At 37.5% G+C, this 19,157-nt stretch carries 17 protein-coding genes; 7 read left to right on the forward strand and 10 right to left on the reverse strand.

Features of this window, described 5'->3' with window-relative positions:
* The first annotated feature begins 5 nt into the window (after positions 1-5).
* From H560_RS0110670 to recO, 4 genes are read left to right on the forward strand one after another with little or no spacing between them, the layout of a single operon-like run.
* Entirely contained in the window at positions 6-764 is a 759-nt protein-coding gene (locus H560_RS0110670) for a 5'-nucleotidase C-terminal domain-containing protein (RefSeq protein WP_027380036.1), read from the forward strand.
* Complete coding sequence (locus H560_RS0110675) at positions 764-1,714, forward strand: bifunctional metallophosphatase/5'-nucleotidase (protein WP_027380037.1); 951 nt, start codon at positions 764-766, stop codon at positions 1,712-1,714. The genes H560_RS0110670 and H560_RS0110675 overlap by 1 nt, the downstream gene beginning before the upstream one ends.
* A 2-nt stretch (positions 1,715-1,716) precedes the next feature.
* Positions 1,717-4,002, forward strand: coding sequence for a type IX secretion system anionic LPS delivery protein PorZ (gene porZ / locus H560_RS0110680; protein ID WP_027380038.1), 2,286 nt, complete (start codon positions 1,717-1,719; stop codon positions 4,000-4,002).
* On the forward strand, positions 4,002-4,688 hold the full coding sequence (gene recO / locus H560_RS0110685) for a DNA repair protein RecO (RefSeq protein WP_027380039.1): 687 nt from the start codon (positions 4,002-4,004) through the stop codon (positions 4,686-4,688). The genes porZ and recO overlap by 1 nt, the downstream gene beginning before the upstream one ends.
* A gap of 55 nt (positions 4,689-4,743) precedes the next feature.
* On the opposite strand, the gene H560_RS0110690 is transcribed toward recO, so the two are convergent.
* The 4 genes from H560_RS0110690 to H560_RS0110705 form a co-directional block, all read right to left on the reverse strand.
* Entirely contained in the window at positions 4,744-7,431 is a 2,688-nt protein-coding gene (locus H560_RS0110690; RefSeq protein ID WP_027380040.1) for an MGH1-like glycoside hydrolase domain-containing protein, read from the reverse strand.
* Between the two features lie 344 nt (positions 7,432-7,775).
* Positions 7,776-8,585, reverse strand: coding sequence for a glucose 1-dehydrogenase (locus tag H560_RS0110695; protein ID WP_027380041.1), 810 nt, complete (start codon positions 8,583-8,585; stop codon positions 7,776-7,778).
* A 75-nt stretch (positions 8,586-8,660) separates the two neighbouring features.
* Complete coding sequence (locus H560_RS0110700) at positions 8,661-9,134, reverse strand: GNAT family N-acetyltransferase (RefSeq protein ID WP_027380042.1); 474 nt, start codon at positions 9,132-9,134, stop codon at positions 8,661-8,663.
* A 3-nt stretch (positions 9,135-9,137) separates the two neighbouring features.
* Positions 9,138-9,695: a DUF1684 domain-containing protein gene (locus H560_RS0110705; protein ID WP_228372459.1), complete on the reverse strand. Its 558-nt coding sequence runs from the start codon at positions 9,693-9,695 to the stop codon at positions 9,138-9,140.
* Positions 9,696-9,993: 298 nt separating this feature from the next.
* On the opposite strand from H560_RS0110705, the gene H560_RS0110710 reads away from it, so the two are divergent.
* Positions 9,994-11,565, forward strand: coding sequence for a GMC family oxidoreductase N-terminal domain-containing protein (locus tag H560_RS0110710; protein WP_027380044.1), 1,572 nt, complete (start codon positions 9,994-9,996; stop codon positions 11,563-11,565).
* Between the two features lie 73 nt (positions 11,566-11,638).
* On the opposite strand, the gene H560_RS0110715 is transcribed toward H560_RS0110710, so the two are convergent.
* The 3 genes from H560_RS0110715 to H560_RS0110725 form a co-directional block, all read right to left on the reverse strand.
* Complete coding sequence (locus tag H560_RS0110715) at positions 11,639-12,040, reverse strand: hypothetical protein (RefSeq protein ID WP_027380045.1); 402 nt, start codon at positions 12,038-12,040, stop codon at positions 11,639-11,641.
* A 78-nt stretch (positions 12,041-12,118) separates the two neighbouring features.
* The gene (gene mqo, locus H560_RS0110720) at positions 12,119-13,624 is read right to left on the reverse strand and encodes a malate dehydrogenase (quinone) (RefSeq protein WP_027380046.1); all 1,506 of its coding nucleotides are present in this window, start codon (positions 13,622-13,624) and stop codon (positions 12,119-12,121) included.
* A gap of 246 nt (positions 13,625-13,870) precedes the next feature.
* Positions 13,871-14,908 carry an NAD(P)H-dependent glycerol-3-phosphate dehydrogenase gene (locus H560_RS0110725; protein WP_051289290.1) on the reverse strand — a complete coding sequence of 346 codons (1,038 nt, stop codon included), beginning with the start codon at positions 14,906-14,908 and terminating at the stop codon, positions 13,871-13,873.
* A 225-nt stretch (positions 14,909-15,133) separates the two neighbouring features.
* Between H560_RS0110725 and H560_RS0110730 the strand changes: the two genes are divergently transcribed.
* Complete coding sequence (locus H560_RS0110730) at positions 15,134-16,168, forward strand: M23 family metallopeptidase (protein ID WP_027380048.1); 1,035 nt, start codon at positions 15,134-15,136, stop codon at positions 16,166-16,168.
* Positions 16,169-16,252: 84 nt separating this feature from the next.
* Here the strand turns inward: H560_RS0110730 and H560_RS0110735 are convergent, their stop codons facing one another.
* The 3 genes from H560_RS0110735 to H560_RS21440 form a co-directional block, all read right to left on the reverse strand.
* Positions 16,253-16,903: an NAD(P)-dependent oxidoreductase gene (locus H560_RS0110735; RefSeq protein WP_027380049.1), complete on the reverse strand. Its 651-nt coding sequence runs from the start codon at positions 16,901-16,903 to the stop codon at positions 16,253-16,255.
* 56 nt (positions 16,904-16,959) lie between these two features.
* Complete coding sequence (locus tag H560_RS0110740; protein ID WP_027380050.1) at positions 16,960-17,370, reverse strand: Rrf2 family transcriptional regulator; 411 nt, start codon at positions 17,368-17,370, stop codon at positions 16,960-16,962.
* A 107-nt stretch (positions 17,371-17,477) separates the two neighbouring features.
* Positions 17,478-17,912 carry an FKBP-type peptidyl-prolyl cis-trans isomerase gene (locus tag H560_RS21440; RefSeq protein WP_051289292.1) on the reverse strand — a complete coding sequence of 145 codons (435 nt, stop codon included), beginning with the start codon at positions 17,910-17,912 and terminating at the stop codon, positions 17,478-17,480.
* 220 nt (positions 17,913-18,132) lie between these two features.
* Between H560_RS21440 and H560_RS0110750 the strand changes: the two genes are divergently transcribed.
* Positions 18,133-19,131: a catalase family protein gene (locus H560_RS0110750; protein WP_027380051.1), complete on the forward strand. Its 999-nt coding sequence runs from the start codon at positions 18,133-18,135 to the stop codon at positions 19,129-19,131.
* The last annotated feature ends 26 nt before the right edge of the window (positions 19,132-19,157 follow it).

The raw sequence follows: 19,157 nt of genomic DNA on the forward strand, positions 1-19,157 counted from the left end.
ATATTATGAAAAATAAATTCTTATTATTAGGAATTTCCCTGGCAATATTTTCCGCTTGCAAGACGGCATCTCCGCTGCAGGTAGCGAATATACAGACCCAGAAGAATATTTCTGTTAATAACGAACTTACGAATGATGAGGAGTTTGTAAAAGTTATTGAACCTTATAAGCAAAAACTGGATAAGGAAATGAATCAGAAGATTTCCCATACCAGCGTAGACCTTACCAAACAGGGAGATAACAACAATCTGGGCAATCTTTTAGCCGACTATACTTTTGATGGAGCAAATGAATGGGCAAAAATCAACCTTAAAAAAAATGTAGATGCCGCCCTGATCAATATCGGGGGAATCCGTACAACGATCGGGAAAGGAGATATTATGCTGAAAAGCGTTTTTGAAGTAATGCCTTTCGAAAATGAAGTGATTATTGTAAAAATGAAAGGAACAGATCTGCAGGGGCTTTTTGATTATTATGCAAAAACTCAGGTGAACAATCCCGTTTCCCATTTATACATTGAAACTAATAATGGACAACTGACGAAAACTTTAATCAACGGAAAAGCAGTAGATCCCACACAGGATTATTATATCGCTACGTCTGATTATCTGGCTTTGGGCGGAGACAATATGAAATTTTTCGCAAAAGGGGAAGCTATTTCTACAGGAATAAAATTAAGAGATCTTTTTATTGATTATTTTAAGAAAAATCCTGAAGTGACGGCCAAAACAGATGTTCGTTTAAATTTTATCGGTAAGAAATAATGGATAGAAAAAAGTTTTTAAAGGCAATAGGAGGCGGAACTTTAGCTATGGCTATGGCTCCCAATATGATGATGGCGGAAGAATTGAAAATCTTTGATCTGAAATCCGCAAACAAACTTACCATTCTTCATACCAACGACCAGCACAGCAGAATCGAGCCTTTTGATACAAGCTATACCAAAAATCCCAATCAGGGAGGTTTTGCAAGAAGGGCAAGCTTAATTCAGCAGATCAGAAATCAGGAATCCAATGTTTTGCTTCTTGATTCCGGAGATATTTTCCAAGGAACTCCTTATTTTAACTTTTTCGGAGGCGAGCTGGAGTTTAAGCTAATGTCAATGATGAAGTACGACGCTTCCACAATGGGAAATCATGATTTTGATAACGGACTGGACGGATTTTTAAAGGTTTTGCCTAATGCAAAGTTTCCATTTATCTGTTCGAATTATGACTTTAAAAATACAATTCTGGACGGAAAAACTTCTCCATATAAGATTTTCAATAAAAACGGAATCAAAGTGGGAATTTTCGGTGTGGGAATTCAATTGGATGGATTGGTTGGAAAAAAACAATACGGAGAAACAGTATATTCTGACCCGGTAGATGTGGCTCAGCATTATTCCAATTTCCTTAAAAACGAGCAAAAATGTGATCTTGTGATCTGCCTTTCGCACATTGGCTATGATTATAAAGACGAACCCAATAAAGTAAGTGATAAAATCTTAGCCGCCAAAACAGAAAATATTGATATTATTCTTGGAGGCCATACCCATACTTTTTTACCCGAACCACAAAAATATACCAACAGACAAGGTAAGAGTGTTCTGGTAAACCAGGTTGGATGGGCCGGTCTTCTTTTAGGCAGGATAGATTTTTTCTTTGATTCAAATAAAAACGTACAACATATTTCCTGGAACAATCAGGCAATTGACAGCAGCATAATAGCATAAGCATGAAAAAACTTTCTCTACTTTCCCTTGGTATTTTGGCATCCCTGCAATTTGTAAATGCACAGAACATTTCTTCAAAAAAATGGGCAGACCTTTTTTCTTATAATAACGTTCTTGCCATGAAGGAAGATAATGGTAAAATTATCGCAGCCGCAGAAAACGGGGTATTTTATTACACGATATCTTCAGGTGAAATTACCAAGCTGTCCAAAGCAAACGGCTTGCATGAGGTAAGAATTTCTGCTTTTGACTATAATCCCCAGAATAAAATTGGCCTTATCGGTTATCAGAATGGTTCTTTGGATGTGATTTCTCCGGACGGAATTACCTATGTAGTGGATATCCCCATCGCTACGGGATATAATGGAAGTAAGAGAATCAATCATATTTCTATTACGGGAGATCTGGCTGTAATTTCAGTGGGTTATGGTGTATCTATTTTTGATTTAAAAAAGAAAGAATTTAAAGACTCTGCATTTTTCCTGACGGGTGGCGTTTACCAGGCAAGCAATGAAGCTACCATCTTCGGAAATAAAGTATTTTCCGTAACAAGTACAGGACTAAAAAGCCATGAGATGAACACCACTTTCCCGGTTTTCACCACATGGACTACAGAAATGGCAGGTTCATTCAATCATATAGATTCTGAAAGTGTTTTGAGTTTTTCTTCCCCTACAACAGCTTATGTTTATAACGGAGGTACACCGGTGGCACTTGCACAATCCTTTACCAATGCCAAAGATGTAGTTGTGAATACTAATAACATCATTGTAACAGATGTAAACAGAGTATTTACCTTTAATACCAATGGTAACTTTAGCAATACAGTATCTTTCGGAGAAGAATGCAATACGGCAACCACAGTAGGAAGCAGTGTTTACGGCGGTACCGTATTATCAGGGATAAAAAACGAGTCAAATAATACTTTTAAGCCGGATGGTCCATATTTTAATTATGCATATAAGCTAAGCCTTTATGGTGAAAATCAGATATTGGTTTCAAGTGGAGGAAGAGAAAACCGATTCAATACGCCCCTTTTCAATGCTAAAAATCCAGGGTTTTATTATTTCAACGGAGGGGAATGGATATACCCATCGTATTTTATTGGTAATACAACAAGGTTTAATATCCTAGATGTGGTTTCAGATCCGGCAAATCCTGATGATATTTTCTTTACCAATTATAATAATTCTACCGGGCGTGGTATTTATAAAATGAAGTATAATTCTGGAAGTAAAGATTTTACATTTACTAAAAATTATGACTTAGGAACTTCGGATTTTTATACAAGACGTCCCGTAGGTCTTACATTTGATGATGCTAATAATTTAATAGCAACCATTGCATTTTCCGGCCAAGGATCAGCTCAGGGACCTCTTACTTCCGTTGGAGCTTATGACAGAGCGACTGATGATTTTCTTATTAAAAATACAACTATCTCTAATGGCGGGGCTCAGAAAGCAGTTTATTATGAAGGTTTGATGTGGATGCCAATTCCGAGAGTTAACAGCTTCTTGGCATACGATTACAAAAAAACGATTAACACTTCAGATGATACAGAATATATTCTCAACCAGTCCAATGGCTTTGCTTCCAATTCAGGAGGATCCATCTCTGTGGCTATTGACAAATCCGGAGACGCGTGGATTGGCGGAGATATTGGTCTGAGAATTTTACCCAATGCCGTTTCAGCGATTAAGAACCCCACAAGTGCTACGGTAGAACCTATAATTATTGAACAAAACGGGCTGGGTGAAGAACTTTTCAGAGATTCTCAAATCCTTCAGATAGAAGTGGATGGAGGAGATCATAAATGGGTTTCAGTAGATGGTGGCGGTGTTTATTATTTATCGCCAGACGGGCAACAGACGATTAAACATTTTACAAAAGAAAATTCCCCGTTACCTACCAACAGTATCACGGATATTAAAGTTGACAGGAAAACGGGTAAAGTATATTTCGCATCCTATGACGGAATTGTAACATATCAGGGTGATGTCGCAGAGGTAGGTTCAGGCTTCGGGAATGTGTTAGTATATCCTAACCCTGTTGTAACTTCTAATTTTAAAGGAAAAGTGACCATTAAAGGATTAGCGGAAGTTACTAACATCAGAATTGCGGATGTTACCGGAAATGTAGTACATTCTGCAGTGGCAAGAGGAGGATATTATGAATGGGATCTTAACAATCAAAGAGGAAAAAGAGTAGCTTCAGGGATTTATTTTGTATTAATGACCAACGAAGATGGCTCAGATAAAGCTACCGCAAAGATAGCTGTGGTTAATTAATGAATTCACAAAACGGATTTTTATTATCATACATAAAGTACGGCGAAAATGATGCAGTATTGCATTGTTTTACGGAGGAAGACGGCTTTCAGTCTTATTTTTTAAAGGGAATTTACGCCAAAAGAAATAAGAAAAAAGCCCTGCTTCTGCCTTTAAGTAAATTAAATTTTTCTTTAAATCCATTAAAGGGCAACGGAATACACACCATTTCAAAATTTGAGATGGTGAAAAGTAATGATATTTATATGGATATCAAATGCAATACTGTTGTTTTTTTTATTTCAGATTTTTTAAACCAAAACCTGAGGCACGAAAATAAAAACCAAAGTATTTTTTTCTGCCTGGAAGAGTTTATTGATGAGCTGGAAAATCAGAACTACCAGTCACATTTTATATTTTTAATTAAAATTTTAAAGATTCAGGGTGTTGCACCCCTATTGAACACCGGAAATTTTCTTGATCCCGAAACAGGCGTTTTTTCACAGAGTATGACGCATCAGCTGTTCAATCAGGAGATTTCGGCCATCTGGAAAAGTATTCTCTATTCCGAAAATCCTTACCAGATAAAGATTCATTCCACTTTTAGAAAAGATTTTTTAGACAGCCTTCTTGTATACTGTCATTATCACATGACCGATTTTAAAATCCCTAATTCTTTGGAAGTGATCCAGCAGATATTTGAGTAAATTTTAAGCGAAAAGACAAAATTGCTCTTTGCCTTTTAAATTTCAATAAGCAGTTTTAGGTTTTTTTGCTATTTTGCTTTTCGCTTAAATCATTTCGCTCATCCGGCATCTCTGTTTCTGATTCAGCCATTTCTTTTTTTGAAAATCTCGGCATAAGAATTTTTGCGATTAAGCCTGTCCAGCCTGTTTGATGTGATGCCCCTACTCCACGACCGTTGTCGCCATGAAAATATTCATAAAATAAAATATAATCTTTAAAATCAGGATCGGTCTGAAATCTTGGGTATTGATTATTTACCGGACGGTTTCCATTTTCATCCTTTAAAAATATTTTTGATAGTCTTTTGCTCAATGCATCTGCAATCTCATCCAGATTCATGAAGTTCCCGCTTCCTGTAGGATATTCCACCAAAAAATCCGGGCTGTAATAAAAAAAGAAACGCTGTAGGCTTTCGATAATTAAAAAATTAACCGGAAACCAAATCGGCCCGCGCCAGTTGCTGTTCCCACCGAAAAGTGCGCTGTCACTTTCTGCAGGAGCATATTTTACCGTGTAATCTGTTTCATTCAATTGAATATTAAAAGGATTTTTTTCATATTCTTTCGATAAAGCACGAACCCCGAATTCGCTTAAAAACTCATCCGGATTCAGCATTCTGTGAAGCAGCCTTTTCAATCTGTGACCTCTTAAAAGAGATAATAAATGCTTGGAATCCTGGCCTTTAACTTCCCAATGTGAAACCAGTGCTGCCAATTCCGGCTTGTTTTCCAGAATCCACTGCATTCTTTTTTTAAAATTCGGGAGATTTTCTATCATTTCATCATCAATTACCTCAACGGCAAACATCGGAATCAATCCAACAATAGTCCTCATCCTCAAATACATATGATTTCCGTCGCTCGAAGCAAGGGCGTCATAGAAGAATTCATCTTCTTCATCCCAAAGGCTGAAACATTCATCACCCATATTATCAAGTGAGTTTGCAATGGAAAGGAAATGCTCGAAGAATTTCATTGCCATTTCTTCATAAATACTGTTATAGAGGGCAAGTTCCAGGGCAATTCTCATCATATTTAAAGCAAACATGGCCATCCAGCTGGTCCCATCGGACTGCTCAAGGTGTTCACCATTCGGAAGCTCTGCATTCCTGTCAAAAACACCAATATTATCCAGTCCTAAAAATCCTCCTTCAAAAATATTATTTCCATTGCTGTCTTTCTTGTTTACCCACCAGGTGAAATTCATCAACAGTTTTTGGAAAGCACTTTCCAGAAATTCTATATCCGGTTTTCCTTTTAAATATTCATCAATTTTAAAGACCCTGAACACGGCCCATGCATGAACCGGAGGATTTACATCACTGAAATTCCATTCGTAGGCGGGAAGCTGGCCATTCGGGTGCATATACCATTCGAAAAGAAATAGCTTCAACTGATGCTTTGCAAAATCCGGATCTATTAATGAAAAACTTATCGTATGAAAAGCAAGGTCCCAGGTCGCATACCATGGATATTCCCACTTGTCGGGCATGGAAATGATATGTTCATTATTGAGGTGCTTCCATTCAGAATTCCTGATTTTTTCACGTGATTTTGAGGGTGCTATCTGTGAGGGATCACCCTTCAGCCACCTTTCTACATTGTAATGATAGAACATTTTGTTCCAAAGCATTCCTGCAAAAGCCTGACGCTGAACCAGTTTTTCATCGTCTGTTTTTATTCCGCACTGGATGTCCGCATAAAATTCATCCGCTTCCGTTTTTCTTGATTCAAAAATTTCATTAAAATCTTCAAAAGGATGTTTTAAATCTTTATCAGAAAGCCGGAATTCAAAAATTTTAGTTTCTTTTGGTTTAAATTTTTCGTCAATTAGGAATGCTGCTTTTGTACCGAAGTCTTTTGGATTCACGGCTTGGGAATTCCCATGAATTACAAAATCATTAATCCCGTCTTTACAGTATTTTGATTTTCTCGGGCATTGGTAGAGCCGTTCATTATTGGTTTCATTGTCACAAAACAAAACTTTTGCCGCCTGCTTTGCATAAATATTTTTGATATTAAGATCTCTGTGATGGACTTGTATTGATTCAGATTCTTCAGAATTCATCTGAGGTTTATAATCGTCATACCCCCAAGCCCAGGTATTTCTGAACCAGGCCGAAGGAAGAATAACCAAAGGAGCTTCTTTGTCTGCCTTGTTTACCACCGTAAGCCTTACCAGAATATCCTCCTGATCTGCCTTGGCATATTCTATAAACAGATCGAAATATTCATTTTGGTCAAAAATCCCGGTATCAATGAGTTCGTACTCGGCATCTTCTTTACCTCTTTCTGCATTTTTTTGTATTAAATCTTCGTAAGGAAAGGCATTTTGAGGGTATTTGTACAGCATTTTCATGTAAGAATGCGTAGGAGTGGAATCCAGATAATAAAAATATTCTTTTACATCTTCACCGTGATTTCCCTGTCCGTTTGTAAGGCCAAAGAATCTTTCTTTCACCATGTTATCTTTCTTATTCCAAAATCCTATGGAAAAAACAAGCTTCTGAAAATCATCACAAATTCCGCATATTCCTTCTTCTCCCCAGCGGAAGGTTTTTGCTTCGGCGGTATCGTGGGTAGTGTAGTTCCAGGCGTCTCCGTTTTCGCTGTAATCTTCACGAACCAGCCCCCATTCCCGATTGCTGACGTAGGGTCCCCATTTTTTCCAGGTGACTTCTGATAATCTTTCTTTTTCTTTCATGTTATTTATAAATGATGATTGACAGGTGGATAAATGATTAAAAATATATTGTTTTAACTTCCATCCCTTTGTCATTCTGAATGAAACAAAGTGGAATGAAGAATCTTTATTATTTAGGTTATTTGAGATTCTTCATTCGGCAAAATGACAAACTAAAACGGTTATTTTTTTAATTGACAGTGAAACAAATTCACCATTCACAATTGCCTTTCAAACGGCTGCTATTTCTGGTTCGACTGCCTGCGCCCCGGATTGAACGGCCTGTCTGAGCTCTTTTTGTACGCTCCGGAAAATGCAAAGGCACAAAAAAGCGAGTAGTGAAAGCCGGAAATGTGCGCCAAAAATTATCCTCCCGTGGAAAAACTTTCGAAAGTGGTCATTCCGCCATCCACAAAAATGCTGGCACCTGTAATGTAATCTGATACATCACTTGCCAAAAATACAGCAAGATTTCCGATATCCTGCGGCTGGCCGATTCTGTTATACGGAATTAAGTTTAATAATGAATTTAAAGCTTCCGGGATGCTCCACGCATCCTTATTAATGGGAGTTTGAATAGCTCCCGGGCAGATGGAATTGACACGGATTTTGTCTGCACCATATTCCTGAGCTAAAGTCTGCATCAGCATCCTGATGGCGCCTTTGCTCGCCGCGTAATTGGCATGTCCCGCCCAGGGAATTACTTCATGAACAGAACTTATATGAATGATTTTTCCGCAGGCAACGGAGCGGGAAGGGTCTACACCACGGCGAAGAAATTCTTTAATCGCTTCTCTTGCGCAGAGAAACTGGCCTGTAAGATTGACTCCTATAACGGCATTCCATTGATCGAGAGTCATTTTCGTAAATTTTGCGTCCCTCTGGATTCCGGCATTATTGACCAGAATATCCACTGTTCCAAACTGAGAAATGGTGTCCTGAAACATCTTCACCACCTGATCTTCCTTTGAAACATCACATTGATAAGTGATTCCTTTTCCGCCGGCGTCGGTAATTTCTTTTAAAACTGCTTCTGCTTCATCCGCAGATTTTTCTGATGAGTGATTGACGATGACCGTGGCTCCGGCCGAGGCCAGTGATTTTGCGATTCCCGAACCTATTCCGCTGGAGGCTCCTGTAATTACAGCAATCTGATTTTGAAGTGAGATTTCCATATTTTATTATTTGATGTTACTTAAAGATAGCAGAAAGTATCACGCCAAACATAAAAATTTGCAATTAAAAATTTCTTAAAGTTTTTTGTACATTAAATATTGAGGGCCGCTCCTACCGATTCTGGATTTTCCATCGTAATGATAACCGACTTTTATATATAATTCGTAAGCAGAAATATTATTTTGATTAACAGCCAGGACGATTTCGTCACAACTCCCGAAATTCTTTTTTGTGAAATCATCAATTTGTAGCATAGCTTCCCTGCCGATACCTTTTCCCTGCATTTTGGGATTCACTGACAGCGATCTTAAAAGTGTAGAATTGGGATTATCCGTAAGATCGAATTTATCTTCCCCGAAGTCCAGCACAAAAAATCCTACAGGTTTTTCTTCATATAAAATTGTAATGGGAAATGCTTTTCCGTCATTTCTTTCTTTAATTCTCTGCAAGGCCATTTCTGCGCTTGAAGTATACTGCAGCTGGATTTCATCCAATTGATAATTAAGATCAGGAAAATGTTCTTCTGTAAAAAACTGTAATGTAACCATAAATTAATGATGATAAATATCTTCATACATAACTCCGGCCCGGATTTCTACAGGAACCTTGTTTTCTTCGGGAACAATCGGGCAATTGTAATCATAAGCATTATAAGCGCAATACGGCTGGTAAGATGTATTGAAGTCAAGAATGATGGTATTTCCCTTTGGAATCGTAAGGTCCATATATTTTCCGCCGCCGTAGGTTTCTTTTCCGTTTGTTGCATCACGAAACGGGAGGAATAAATAATCTTTATATTTTGTTTGTTTTATTAAGTCCAAGCTCTGATATAATGTTAAAGTATATGATTTTCCGTCTAATGTAAAACTGGCTTTACCATATTCTCTGTAAGATTTTGTTTTGCCGGAAGAAGTAGGAAGATCAAATGGCTGCGGATTTTTCGTTTTGGTAAATTTTGCTGTAACCCTGTATTTTAAATCAACCGGGAAGAAAGGATGACCTTTGAAATTGGTAAAATTATCTTTACTTAACGGTGTTTCTTTAGGATTAAAATACTCGTCGTTCAGCTCTTTCTGAAACTTTTTCACCTCCAATATTTCTTTGGACATGCTTTTTTGAGCGAAGGTAAATAGCGGTAGAAATATCAGTATTACAATATACTTGTTCATGGATGTATCAAAATAAAGTTAAAGCTAAGGATTTTTAATTTTATTTATATTAAAAAACAGTTACAAAAAGCATACATTCATTAAACAAAATTCTCTTTTCTCATTCAAATTAAATAATTTATTATCTAAAAATTTAAAACAAAAGATTACAAAACTTAAAACATTCACAATATGATTAAAATTCTTTAAAACCGTGTTTTATAGCATATTTTTTGAACAAAATTCACAAAATACAGAAATGACTAGAAAAGAGTTTATAAAATCTGGTTTTTTTGCAGTAGGAGGTTTTTATTTTTTGAATTCCGGTGTACTGCAGGCAAGCCAACAACGTAAAATCAGCATTAAAGAAACTAACAGCCCGATCATTATTATCGGTTCAGGATATGGCGGCGCTGTTGCCGCGCTCAGGCTTTGTGAAGCCGGAAAAAAAGTATTAATGCTTGAAATGGGCCTGAACTGGGGTAAATCAGGGCTTCCTTATTCCAGCTTACTGAAACCCGGTAAAAGTGCTGCATGGCTGAAAAAGAAAACCATAGCTCCTTTTCTGAACATTTTTTCTATAAAACCCTTTACCGGAGTGCTGGACCGGCTGGATTTTGAACACATCAATATCTGGGTAGGAAGAGGTGTTGGCGGCGGTTCCCTGGTGAACGGTGGAATGGCTGTAACACCGAAAGAAAGTTACTTTAAAGAAGTTTTCCCCCAGCTTAATTCTGAAAAATTTTACCAGATTTATTTTCCAAGAGCCCGAAAAGAGCTTAAAGTAAACGTTATCCGTGAAGAATTCATACAGGAATGCCCATACTATAAATTTACCGTTATTGGTGAAAAAGAAGCTCATAAGGCTGGCTTTAAAACGATGAGGGTTCCGAATGTGTACGATTTCAATTATATGGAAAAGGAGTACAATAATGAAGTGCCCCGCTCTGCCCTTAACAATGAAGTAATTTATGGAAATAACCACGGAAAAAACAGCCTCGATAAAACCTATCTGCAAAAAGCATTGGAAACCGGAAATCTTGAAATCCTTGATCTGCATGCGGTGGATGATATTAAACTAAATGCTGATAAAAGTTATACCCTCAATGTCCGCCAGATCGATACTGCAGGAAACACAATCAATGACAAAGTTTTCAACTGCAAAAAACTGATTCTGGCAGCCGGAACCATGGGCACTTTACAATTGCTGATGAAATCCAATGCGGTCAATAATTTTCCTCTGAATGAAAATATCGGTAAAAACTGGGGTAATAACGGCAATTTTATGACCGGCAGAAACTGGGTAAATCCTCTCGCCGGAGGTACCGGGACAAAACAATCTACAATTCCGGTGGGCGGCATTGATAATTGGGATGATCCGGAACATCCATTTTTCACAGAAATTGCACCACTTCCGATGGGAATGGATGTGGCGACGGCATTGTATCTTCAAATTAACAGAGTAGACAAAAAAGGTTCCGTTTCCTACAGCAATGGCCGGCTGGAGCTTGACTGGGATGAAAGTCATACCCGAAAAATGAGAGAAAATGCCGATTATTTCATTAAAAAAATGAATAAGGCGAATGGCGGAACACGATCACATCTTTTATTTAAAAACGGATTTGGAGCTAATATCTGTTACCATCCTTTGGGCGGATGCGTTCTTGGAGAAGCAACGAATGAATTCGGCAAGCTTAAAAACCATGACCATCTTTTTGTGCTGGATGGCTCTCTGATTCCCGGAACTATAGGTGTAAATCCTTTTGTAACTATTGTTGCGATTACTGAATATTGTATTGAGAATTTAATTAAACAGAATCAATTTGCTTGATATTTACCACAGATTTATTTTAAAATAGTAATCATAATCATCTGTGTAAATCTGTGTCATCTGTGATTAAAAACTAATTAAACGATTCCGAAATTTTCACCCGGTAAACATCTGATGAATTTCTTTTGATGGATTCCACGAAAAAGCCGCCTTCTTCAGGGATAATTTCTTTTAAATCAAAGCTTTTACAGTCTTTCGGAAGCCCCGAAAAAACTAAGGTAAACCAGAAGTCCTGCATAAAAGGAACAACAGTCCAATTTGGGAAAATGGTAATGTTTTCCGCATGAATCAGCTTGCTTTTATGATCAGAATTATTGTCAAAAAGATAAGTTGAATGCCAGATCCTTATAAGGTTTCCTAAAAAAGGTGATGCTGGGAAACAGCAATGCACAATCACCTGCTGCTCTTCCTGGATTTTTGCCTCAAGAGATTCCAGCAGTTCTTTTGCAATGACCGGTTTTACGAGTGTATCCATTTATTTGAGTAATGAGTAATCGGTAATAAGTAATATTAGCAATATATCACTTATTACCGATTACTTATTATTTATATTTTAATATTCAAGTTCTAATTTTTCTTTTGAGTAATTTCTTACTTTTTCCGTAAGTTCCGGATTATCCGCAAGCTTTTGCCCGTAAGAAGGAACCATTTCCAGTAGCTTTTCTTTCCATTCTCCGTGCAGCTTTTCCGGAAAGCATTTTTCCAGGACATTGAGCATGGCATACACTGCTGTGGAAGCTCCCGGTGAAGCGCCCAGCAGGGACGCAATGGTTCCGGCTTTATTGACCACAACCTCGGTTCCGAATTCCAGCTTGCCGCCTTCTTTTTCATCCTTTTTAATGATCTGAACGCGTTGCCCGGCTACTTTCAGTTCCCAATCCTCTTCTTTTGCATCTTTAATAAATTCTCTTAAATGCTGGATACGCTGTGCTTTGTTCATCGCCACCTGCTGAATCAGGTACTTCGTTAAAGGAAGATTGTGCCACCATGCTCCGAATAATGATTTTAGATTTTTTGTATTCACGCTTTCAGGTAAGTCGAGATAGCTTCCTTCTTTCAGAAATTTGGTTGAAAACCCAGCAAAAGGCCCGAAAAGCAGTGCTTTCTGCCCGTCAATAATTCTTAAATCCAGATGCGGAACAGACATTGGCGGTGCATCCACGGTAGCCTGAGTATATACTTTAGCATGATGTTTCGCTACCAATTCCTGATTGTGGGTAACCAGCCACTGCCCGGAAACAGGAAAACCGCCATAGCCTTCACTTTCTTTGATATCCGAGCTGTCCAGAAGCGGCAGTGCATAACCTCCCGCTCCTATGAAAACAAAATCTGCTACCACTTCCTGCTTGTGGTTGTGAATTCTATCCTTGACTTTCATTTCCCATTGCCCGTTTTCTCTTGGATCTACATCTTTTACCTCATGGTAAAGGAAAACTTCTACATTGGAATCTTCCAGCAGATGCCTTCCCATTTTTCTTGTCAGTGTCCCGAAATTCACATCAGTTCCCATATCCATTTTGGTGGCAGCCATTATTTCAGACTGGTTCCTTTTGCTCATGACAAGCGGGATCCATTCTCTGAGTTTTTCATGGTCTGTTGTAAATTTCATTCCTTTGAATAAGACTGATTCTGACATTTTTTGATAACGTTTTTTCAGGTATTCAGCATCTTTTTCACCAAATACAAGACTCATGTGCGGACAGGAATTAATAAAATCTTTAGGCTCCCTGATATATCCTTTTGTAATTAAATAAGACCAGAATTGTTTTGAGATTTCAAATTGTTCAGCAATACTTTCCGCTTTAGAAATATCAATAGTTCCGTCCGGTTTTTCGGGAGTATAATTAAGTTCACAAAACGCTGAGTGGCCTGTTCCCGCATTATTCCAAGCGGCGGTGCTTTCTTTTGCGAACCGGCCCAGTCTTTCGAAAATAGCGATCTCCAGATTAGGATCAAATTCATGTAATAAGGTAGCTAAAGTGGCACTCATGATTCCGCCACCGATGAGAACAACGTCGTATTTTGGTTTCGGCGTTCTGCTTGTAAGCGATTGTGACATAATTTTAATTTTATTATATCAAATTTCGGGAAAAGTTCTTAGAATGAGGGTTTGTTTAAGAATTTTAACATCAGTTTTTTAGGCTGAGATTTAGGTTTAAATTGAATTTTTTAGATGCTTCGACTCCGCTCAGCATGACATCGCTACAAAAGACCGTTAAAACATTACGTTATTACGGTTAGTATTAGAGTCGTGTCATGCTGAGCGGAGTCGAAGCATCACCAATATTTTGATTTAAATATAAAATTAATTCAGTTTTGCGGTAAGTTTCCGGAATTGCTTTTCTGCATTTTTACCCTCATAAAGAATGGCATAAATGGTGTCCACAATCGGAAGCTTTAATCCTTTTTCCTTTGATGTTTTATAAATAGAATCGGCGGCGTAATATCCTTCTGCCACCATGTTCATAGACTGTATCGCAGATTTTACGGTATATCCCTTTCCGATAAGATTTCCGAGGCTTCGGTTTCTTGAAAATAATGAGTAGGCAGTTACCAGTAAATCTCCAAGATAAGCACTTTCATTAACATCTCTCGGTGCTTCGTAGATGGCTTCCAGGAAGGTTTCCATTTCGCGGATAGCATTCGAAACAAAAACTGCCGTAAAGTTATCACCATATCCCAAACCGCTGGCTATACCTGCCCCGATCGCAAAAATATTTTTAAGAATCGCGCTGTATTCATTGCCCAGAATATCCTTGCTGGAATGAACCTTAATAAAATCTGAATTAAAAATGCTGACCAACTTTTCGGAAACCTCATCCTCCACAGTTGCAATTGTAAGATAGGAAAGCCTTTCCATCGCCACTTCTTCTGCATGACAAGGACCGGCAATCACAGCCTGATTCCTGAATCCAATCTTAAATTCATCCCTTAAATAATGGGCTACCACATCATTTACTTTAGGAATGATCCCTTTTATCGCGGAAACAAAGATTTTATTTTTATAATCACACGTCATTTTATCCAAAGTATCAGAAAGATAGATGGAAGGTGTTGCTAAAACAATAATATCGCAGGCAGAAACCAATTCATTGATATCTGTTGTAAGCTTTAAATTTTTAAGGTTAAATGTGGCAGCGGTAAGATAAGTCGGGTTGTGACCGCGGAGCTCAATAGCTCCTTTTACAAATTCGCTTCTTACACACCAGTGCACCACTTTACAGTTTTCAACAAGCATTTTTACGATAGCAGTCGCGAAACTTCCGCTTCCTACAACACCCACGGAAATATCATTCCTTCCTTTTTTCGGGTTCGATTCTGTATTCGTTTTCTTTTTAGCCATATTAGAAATGTGAACTGCAAATATATTAAAACAAAGATTGAGGAGGAGTTTTCACAGCATGATAAAACCCACTTTTAGATAAAATTAACACTTCCACACAATTAAATATTTAATCACCCGTTAATTACAGAAATAAATAAAGTTTTGTTAAAAATAATCCTGAAAAATTATTTTTAATTAAATTTGCAAGCTTAAAACCGTTTTGTAATTACTAAGAGAAGAAATATGAAGAAATTTCTAAACAGCAAAAGGAACGTAAATCTCATTCTGGGAGGGCTTTTACTGGTAGTTTTTGCACAAGGCATTTTCATTGCAAAGTTGTATTCTTCAAAAGACGACAAGCACTATGAAGTGAACCTTGTAAAAATAAATACTGAAAAAGACAGTGTAGATTATTTAAAAATGAAAACTGATCTCACCATGGTAGATCAAACTGTAGCACAGCTTAATTCTTTCTTAAAATCCAAAGACATTGCAAGCGAGAAAATAATGGCGCTGAGCCAGGACAGTATTTCAAATTCTGTTTACCTTGCAAAACAGGCCAACAGATACAGCCAATACCTGATAGATCTACAAAATAAATTGATGCAGGTTCCTTTGGGAATGCCGACAGACGGATATATTTCATCCAATTTCGGGATCAGAAAAAATCCTATTCCGTTTAAAACTGTTTACGCTTCCGTAAAATCAAATACAAAAACCGAATCTGCTCCAGCAACTGTTGCTGCCGCTCCGAAACCTGAAGTAAAAGCTGAGCCGGTGGAAAAAATAATAGAAATCACCGACAGCTATGGAGAAAAGAGACAGGTAAAAGTGATGGTAACCCCAAAAGCAAATCCTGCGCCTGCAGCTCCTGCTCCTTCAACAGGTTCTTCAACAAAAGCCGTGGCGACCAATACAGGAAATAAACCCGCAGAAAAAAATAATCCTCCTGCAGAAGCTGATCAGATGCAGTTTCATAAAGGATTGGATATTGCAGTACCATTCGGGTCTGACGTAAGAGCCGCTGCAGCCGGAACTGTAATTTTCTCCGGACAGAAGGGAGGTTACGGAAACTGCGTCATTGTTTCTCATGGAAACGGACTTGCAACACTTTACGGGCATTTATCCCAGCTTGTTGTAAAAGCCAATGATAAGGTAAAAGTAGGACAAACCATCGCAAAATCCGGAAATTCCGGGCGTTCTACCGGGCCTCATCTGCATTATGAAGTGCACAAAAACAATACTCCGGTCAATCCGAAGCTATTTATGAATTTGTAAGGAATTAAAATTGATTATATTGGAATTTCGGGGGCTCGTCTTTGACGAGCCCCCGAAACTTTTTAATTATATTTTGAAGAAAATTTAATATGCCGCTGTAAAACGTTCGCGAATATGATTGTTCTGTTCTAATTCATCCACCAAAACTACCGCAACATCCTCCACGGAAAGCACGCTTCTACCATTTTCATCAAAAACAGGATTTTCCAGTCCGGTTCTGTATTTTCCGGTTCTTACACCTGCCGTTCCCTGATGCATTTCAATGGCAGGACTGAAAAACGTCCAGTCTAATGTCTTGTTTTCTTTAATTTTATTCAGGTAATCTCTTGCTGCCGTTGCTCCGGGTTTATATTCTTCCGGAAAATCCGGCCCGTCCACCAATTGATTGTCTTCAATGAAAAGGCTTCCGGCTCCTCCCACAGTAATAAATCTTTTTACTCCTGATTTTTCTACTGCTTTTTCAATATTTACAGAACCGTTCAGAAAGTCATCATACAAATTCGGGTTCGTCCAGCCTGCGTTAAATGCGCTTATTACCGCATCATTTCCTTTTAAAGCTTCCGCCAATTCATCAATATTATTAACATCAATACTTTTTGCCGTTACTTTGTCACTTTGCTGTACCTTTGAAGCATCCCTTACAATGGCTTCCACTTCGTATCCTCTGTTTGATAATTCATTTACCACTTGTGTTCCCACAAAACCTGTCGCACCTATTACTGCTACTTTTTTCATATTTTTTATTTTAAATTAATTGTAATAAATATTGTTACATTTGCAGTCAAAAAAATTTATTTAAACTGATCACTGAATTCTTTCAATGATTTATTTCCAAGAAAATTTAAAACCAGCTGGTCCGTTTCTGAAAATAAAGTATTCAAATGATCATTAATTTCCCTTCCTACAGGACATGCAGGATTAGGGTTGTTATTTTTCTTCCCAAGAACCTCAGTGTTTTTCACCGCCAGATAAATATCTGAAATTTGTATTAAATCTGCATTTTTTGCCAATTGGCTCCCTCCTTCTTTACCCTGTCTGCTGGATATCAGGCCCGCCTGCTTTAATACACTTATTTCTTTACGCACAATCACAGGATTTACATTGATACTTCCGGCCATCCATTCGGAGGTAAGCCATTCATCAGGGCTTTGGGCCAGCAAGGTCATGATGTGTATCGCGGTTGAAAATCTTGTATTGTTCATAATTGTGATACAAAGATATAAAAAACTTTAATTGTAACAAATATAATTACATTTAAATTCAATAAAAAAAATTTACCCATCACTGAGTAAATTTAGATTGTATGTATTTATTTTATTTCCAATAACTCCACTTCAAAAACAAGTGTGCTGTTTGGTCCTATCTCTTTGCTGATCTGCTGATCTCCATACGCAAGATGCGGAGGAATAATCAGTCTCCATTTGCTTCCTACCGGCATAAGCTGAAGGGCTTCCGTCCATCCTGCAATTACTCTGTTTAAAGGAAAAGATGCAGGTGTTCCTCTTTTTACCGAGCTGTCGAATACCTTTCCTGAAATAGTGGTTCCGTGGTAATGGCATTTTACCGTAGATTTCGGGCCTGGCTTTTCACCATCTCCTTCCGTGATGATTTCATATTGCAAACCGCTTGGCAATGTTACCACACTTTCTCTTTTGCCATATTCTTCCATGTATTCTTTACCGTCTTTCAGGTTTTTCTCTGCCTGTTCTTTTTTACGTTTAAATAACATATCTGCTACTCCCATAATTGATATTTTTTACAAAGATAGAATTTAAGGCGGGAAGATGGAAAAATGAAGATGGAAGTTTTCATGAGAATTTTAAATATATTAAGCATTTTATTTTGAACACATTAAACTTCAAACCTCAGCCTTCCTGCTTCCTGCCGATAAAAATTCAAATATCTTTAATATTAAATTAATAACATTTCCGAAACTTGGCGTTATAATTGGATTTTAAAACTAAATGCCAAATCCACTAAAATATAATAAGAAATACGACAAGCTGGCTGACGAGGAGAATGAGCTCCTTGAAATTAATAAAAAAAGTATCGCTGATTTTGTAGAACAGTCAACCTCGGTAAGTGACGTAGAATATGCCACCAGAAATGCCCATGCTAAAAGCTACGGCATAGCAAAAGGCTGTTTTCTCATCAGTAAAAATATCCCGGAAGAACTTCAGCCGTTTTTTGATAAAGAAAAATATGATCTGATCATCCGATTTTCCAATGCTCATCTCAAAATTAATAAGGGGAAGAAAGACATTCCTGCTTATGGATTTGCTGTAAAGATAGAAGATGAAAACGGGGAGCTGATTGCGAATTATCCATTGGTAAATTTTCCCTTGTTTCCTATTAATTCAGTAAGTACTTTTTTGAAATTATTTACCTCTGTTAATCGGTTTTTTGTGAAAAAATGGAGCTCTTTTTCATTAATGCTCCAGGTTTTAAGAGTTATTCCGTCCACTTTTACAGGATCTTTTTTAAAGAATATCATCAAGCTTTGGAATAAAAGAAATGATTTTATTTTATCATTTGATTATCACTCTGTGGGAGCTTACCGGTTGGGAGAAAATATGATTAAAATTAAGCTTGTTCCCAAATTGGTCAATAGAAATTTTGGAAAAAAACTGAAAGTAAAAGATGCTCTTGAAAGTTATCTGAAAGCTACTGATTTTACCGCAGATGTTTTAATTCAAATTTGTTATGATCTTAAAAATCAACCTATCAATAAGCTGAATGTAGAATGGAAACGATCACCTTACATTAAAGTGGGTGAAATAAAAATTGAAAAAGGAGCGCTTTTAAATCCGAATTCATGCGAAAATGAAATGCTTTCATTCAATCCCTTTGAAAGCAAAACATTCTTCCAGCCGGTAGGTAAAATCCAGAAGCTTCGGGATGAAGCGTACAAGGTCTCTGTTCAGACGAGAAGAAAAATTAATAAACTGCTGAAATATAAATAAAGTGAATGGTGAATCTTGCTACATAA

The sequence above is a fragment of the Chryseobacterium daeguense DSM 19388 genome (assembly GCF_000430825.1).
Lineage (GTDB): Bacteria > Bacteroidota > Bacteroidia > Flavobacteriales > Weeksellaceae > Chryseobacterium > Chryseobacterium daeguense.

Bases quoted from the DNA above. Each gene is read 5' to 3' on its own strand.
- H560_RS0110705 (WP_228372459.1), bottom strand. From the start codon at position 9,695: ATGTCCAAAGAAATATTGGAGGTGAAAAAGTTTCAGAAAGAGCTGAAC.
- H560_RS0110740 (WP_027380050.1), bottom strand. From the start codon at position 17,370: ATGAACAATACAAGATTTTCAACCGCGATACACATCATGACCTTGCTG.
- H560_RS0110670 (WP_027380036.1), top strand. From the start codon at position 6: ATGAAAAATAAATTCTTATTATTAGGAATTTCCCTGGCAATATTTTCC.
- porZ (WP_027380038.1), top strand. From the start codon at position 1,717: ATGAAAAAACTTTCTCTACTTTCCCTTGGTATTTTGGCATCCCTGCAA.
- H560_RS0110735 (WP_027380049.1), bottom strand. From the start codon at position 16,903: ATGAAAAAAGTAGCAGTAATAGGTGCGACAGGTTTTGTGGGAACACAA.
- mqo (WP_027380046.1), bottom strand. From the start codon at position 13,624: ATGTCACAATCGCTTACAAGCAGAACGCCGAAACCAAAATACGACGTT.
- H560_RS0110690 (WP_027380040.1), bottom strand. From the start codon at position 7,431: ATGAAAGAAAAAGAAAGATTATCAGAAGTCACCTGGAAAAAATGGGGA.
- recO (WP_027380039.1), top strand. From the start codon at position 4,002: ATGAATTCACAAAACGGATTTTTATTATCATACATAAAGTACGGCGAA.
- H560_RS0110730 (WP_027380048.1), top strand. From the start codon at position 15,134: ATGAAGAAATTTCTAAACAGCAAAAGGAACGTAAATCTCATTCTGGGA.
- H560_RS0110700 (WP_027380042.1), bottom strand. From the start codon at position 9,134: ATGGTTACATTACAGTTTTTTACAGAAGAACATTTTCCTGATCTTAAT.
- H560_RS0110710 (WP_027380044.1), top strand. From the start codon at position 9,994: ATGACTAGAAAAGAGTTTATAAAATCTGGTTTTTTTGCAGTAGGAGGT.
- H560_RS0110715 (WP_027380045.1), bottom strand. From the start codon at position 12,040: ATGGATACACTCGTAAAACCGGTCATTGCAAAAGAACTGCTGGAATCT.
- H560_RS21440 (WP_051289292.1), bottom strand. From the start codon at position 17,912: ATGGGAGTAGCAGATATGTTATTTAAACGTAAAAAAGAACAGGCAGAG.
- H560_RS0110675 (WP_027380037.1), top strand. From the start codon at position 764: ATGGATAGAAAAAAGTTTTTAAAGGCAATAGGAGGCGGAACTTTAGCT.
- H560_RS0110725 (WP_051289290.1), bottom strand. From the start codon at position 14,908: ATGGCTAAAAAGAAAACGAATACAGAATCGAACCCGAAAAAAGGAAGG.
- H560_RS0110695 (WP_027380041.1), bottom strand. From the start codon at position 8,585: ATGGAAATCTCACTTCAAAATCAGATTGCTGTAATTACAGGAGCCTCC.
- H560_RS0110750 (WP_027380051.1), top strand. From the start codon at position 18,133: ATGCCAAATCCACTAAAATATAATAAGAAATACGACAAGCTGGCTGAC.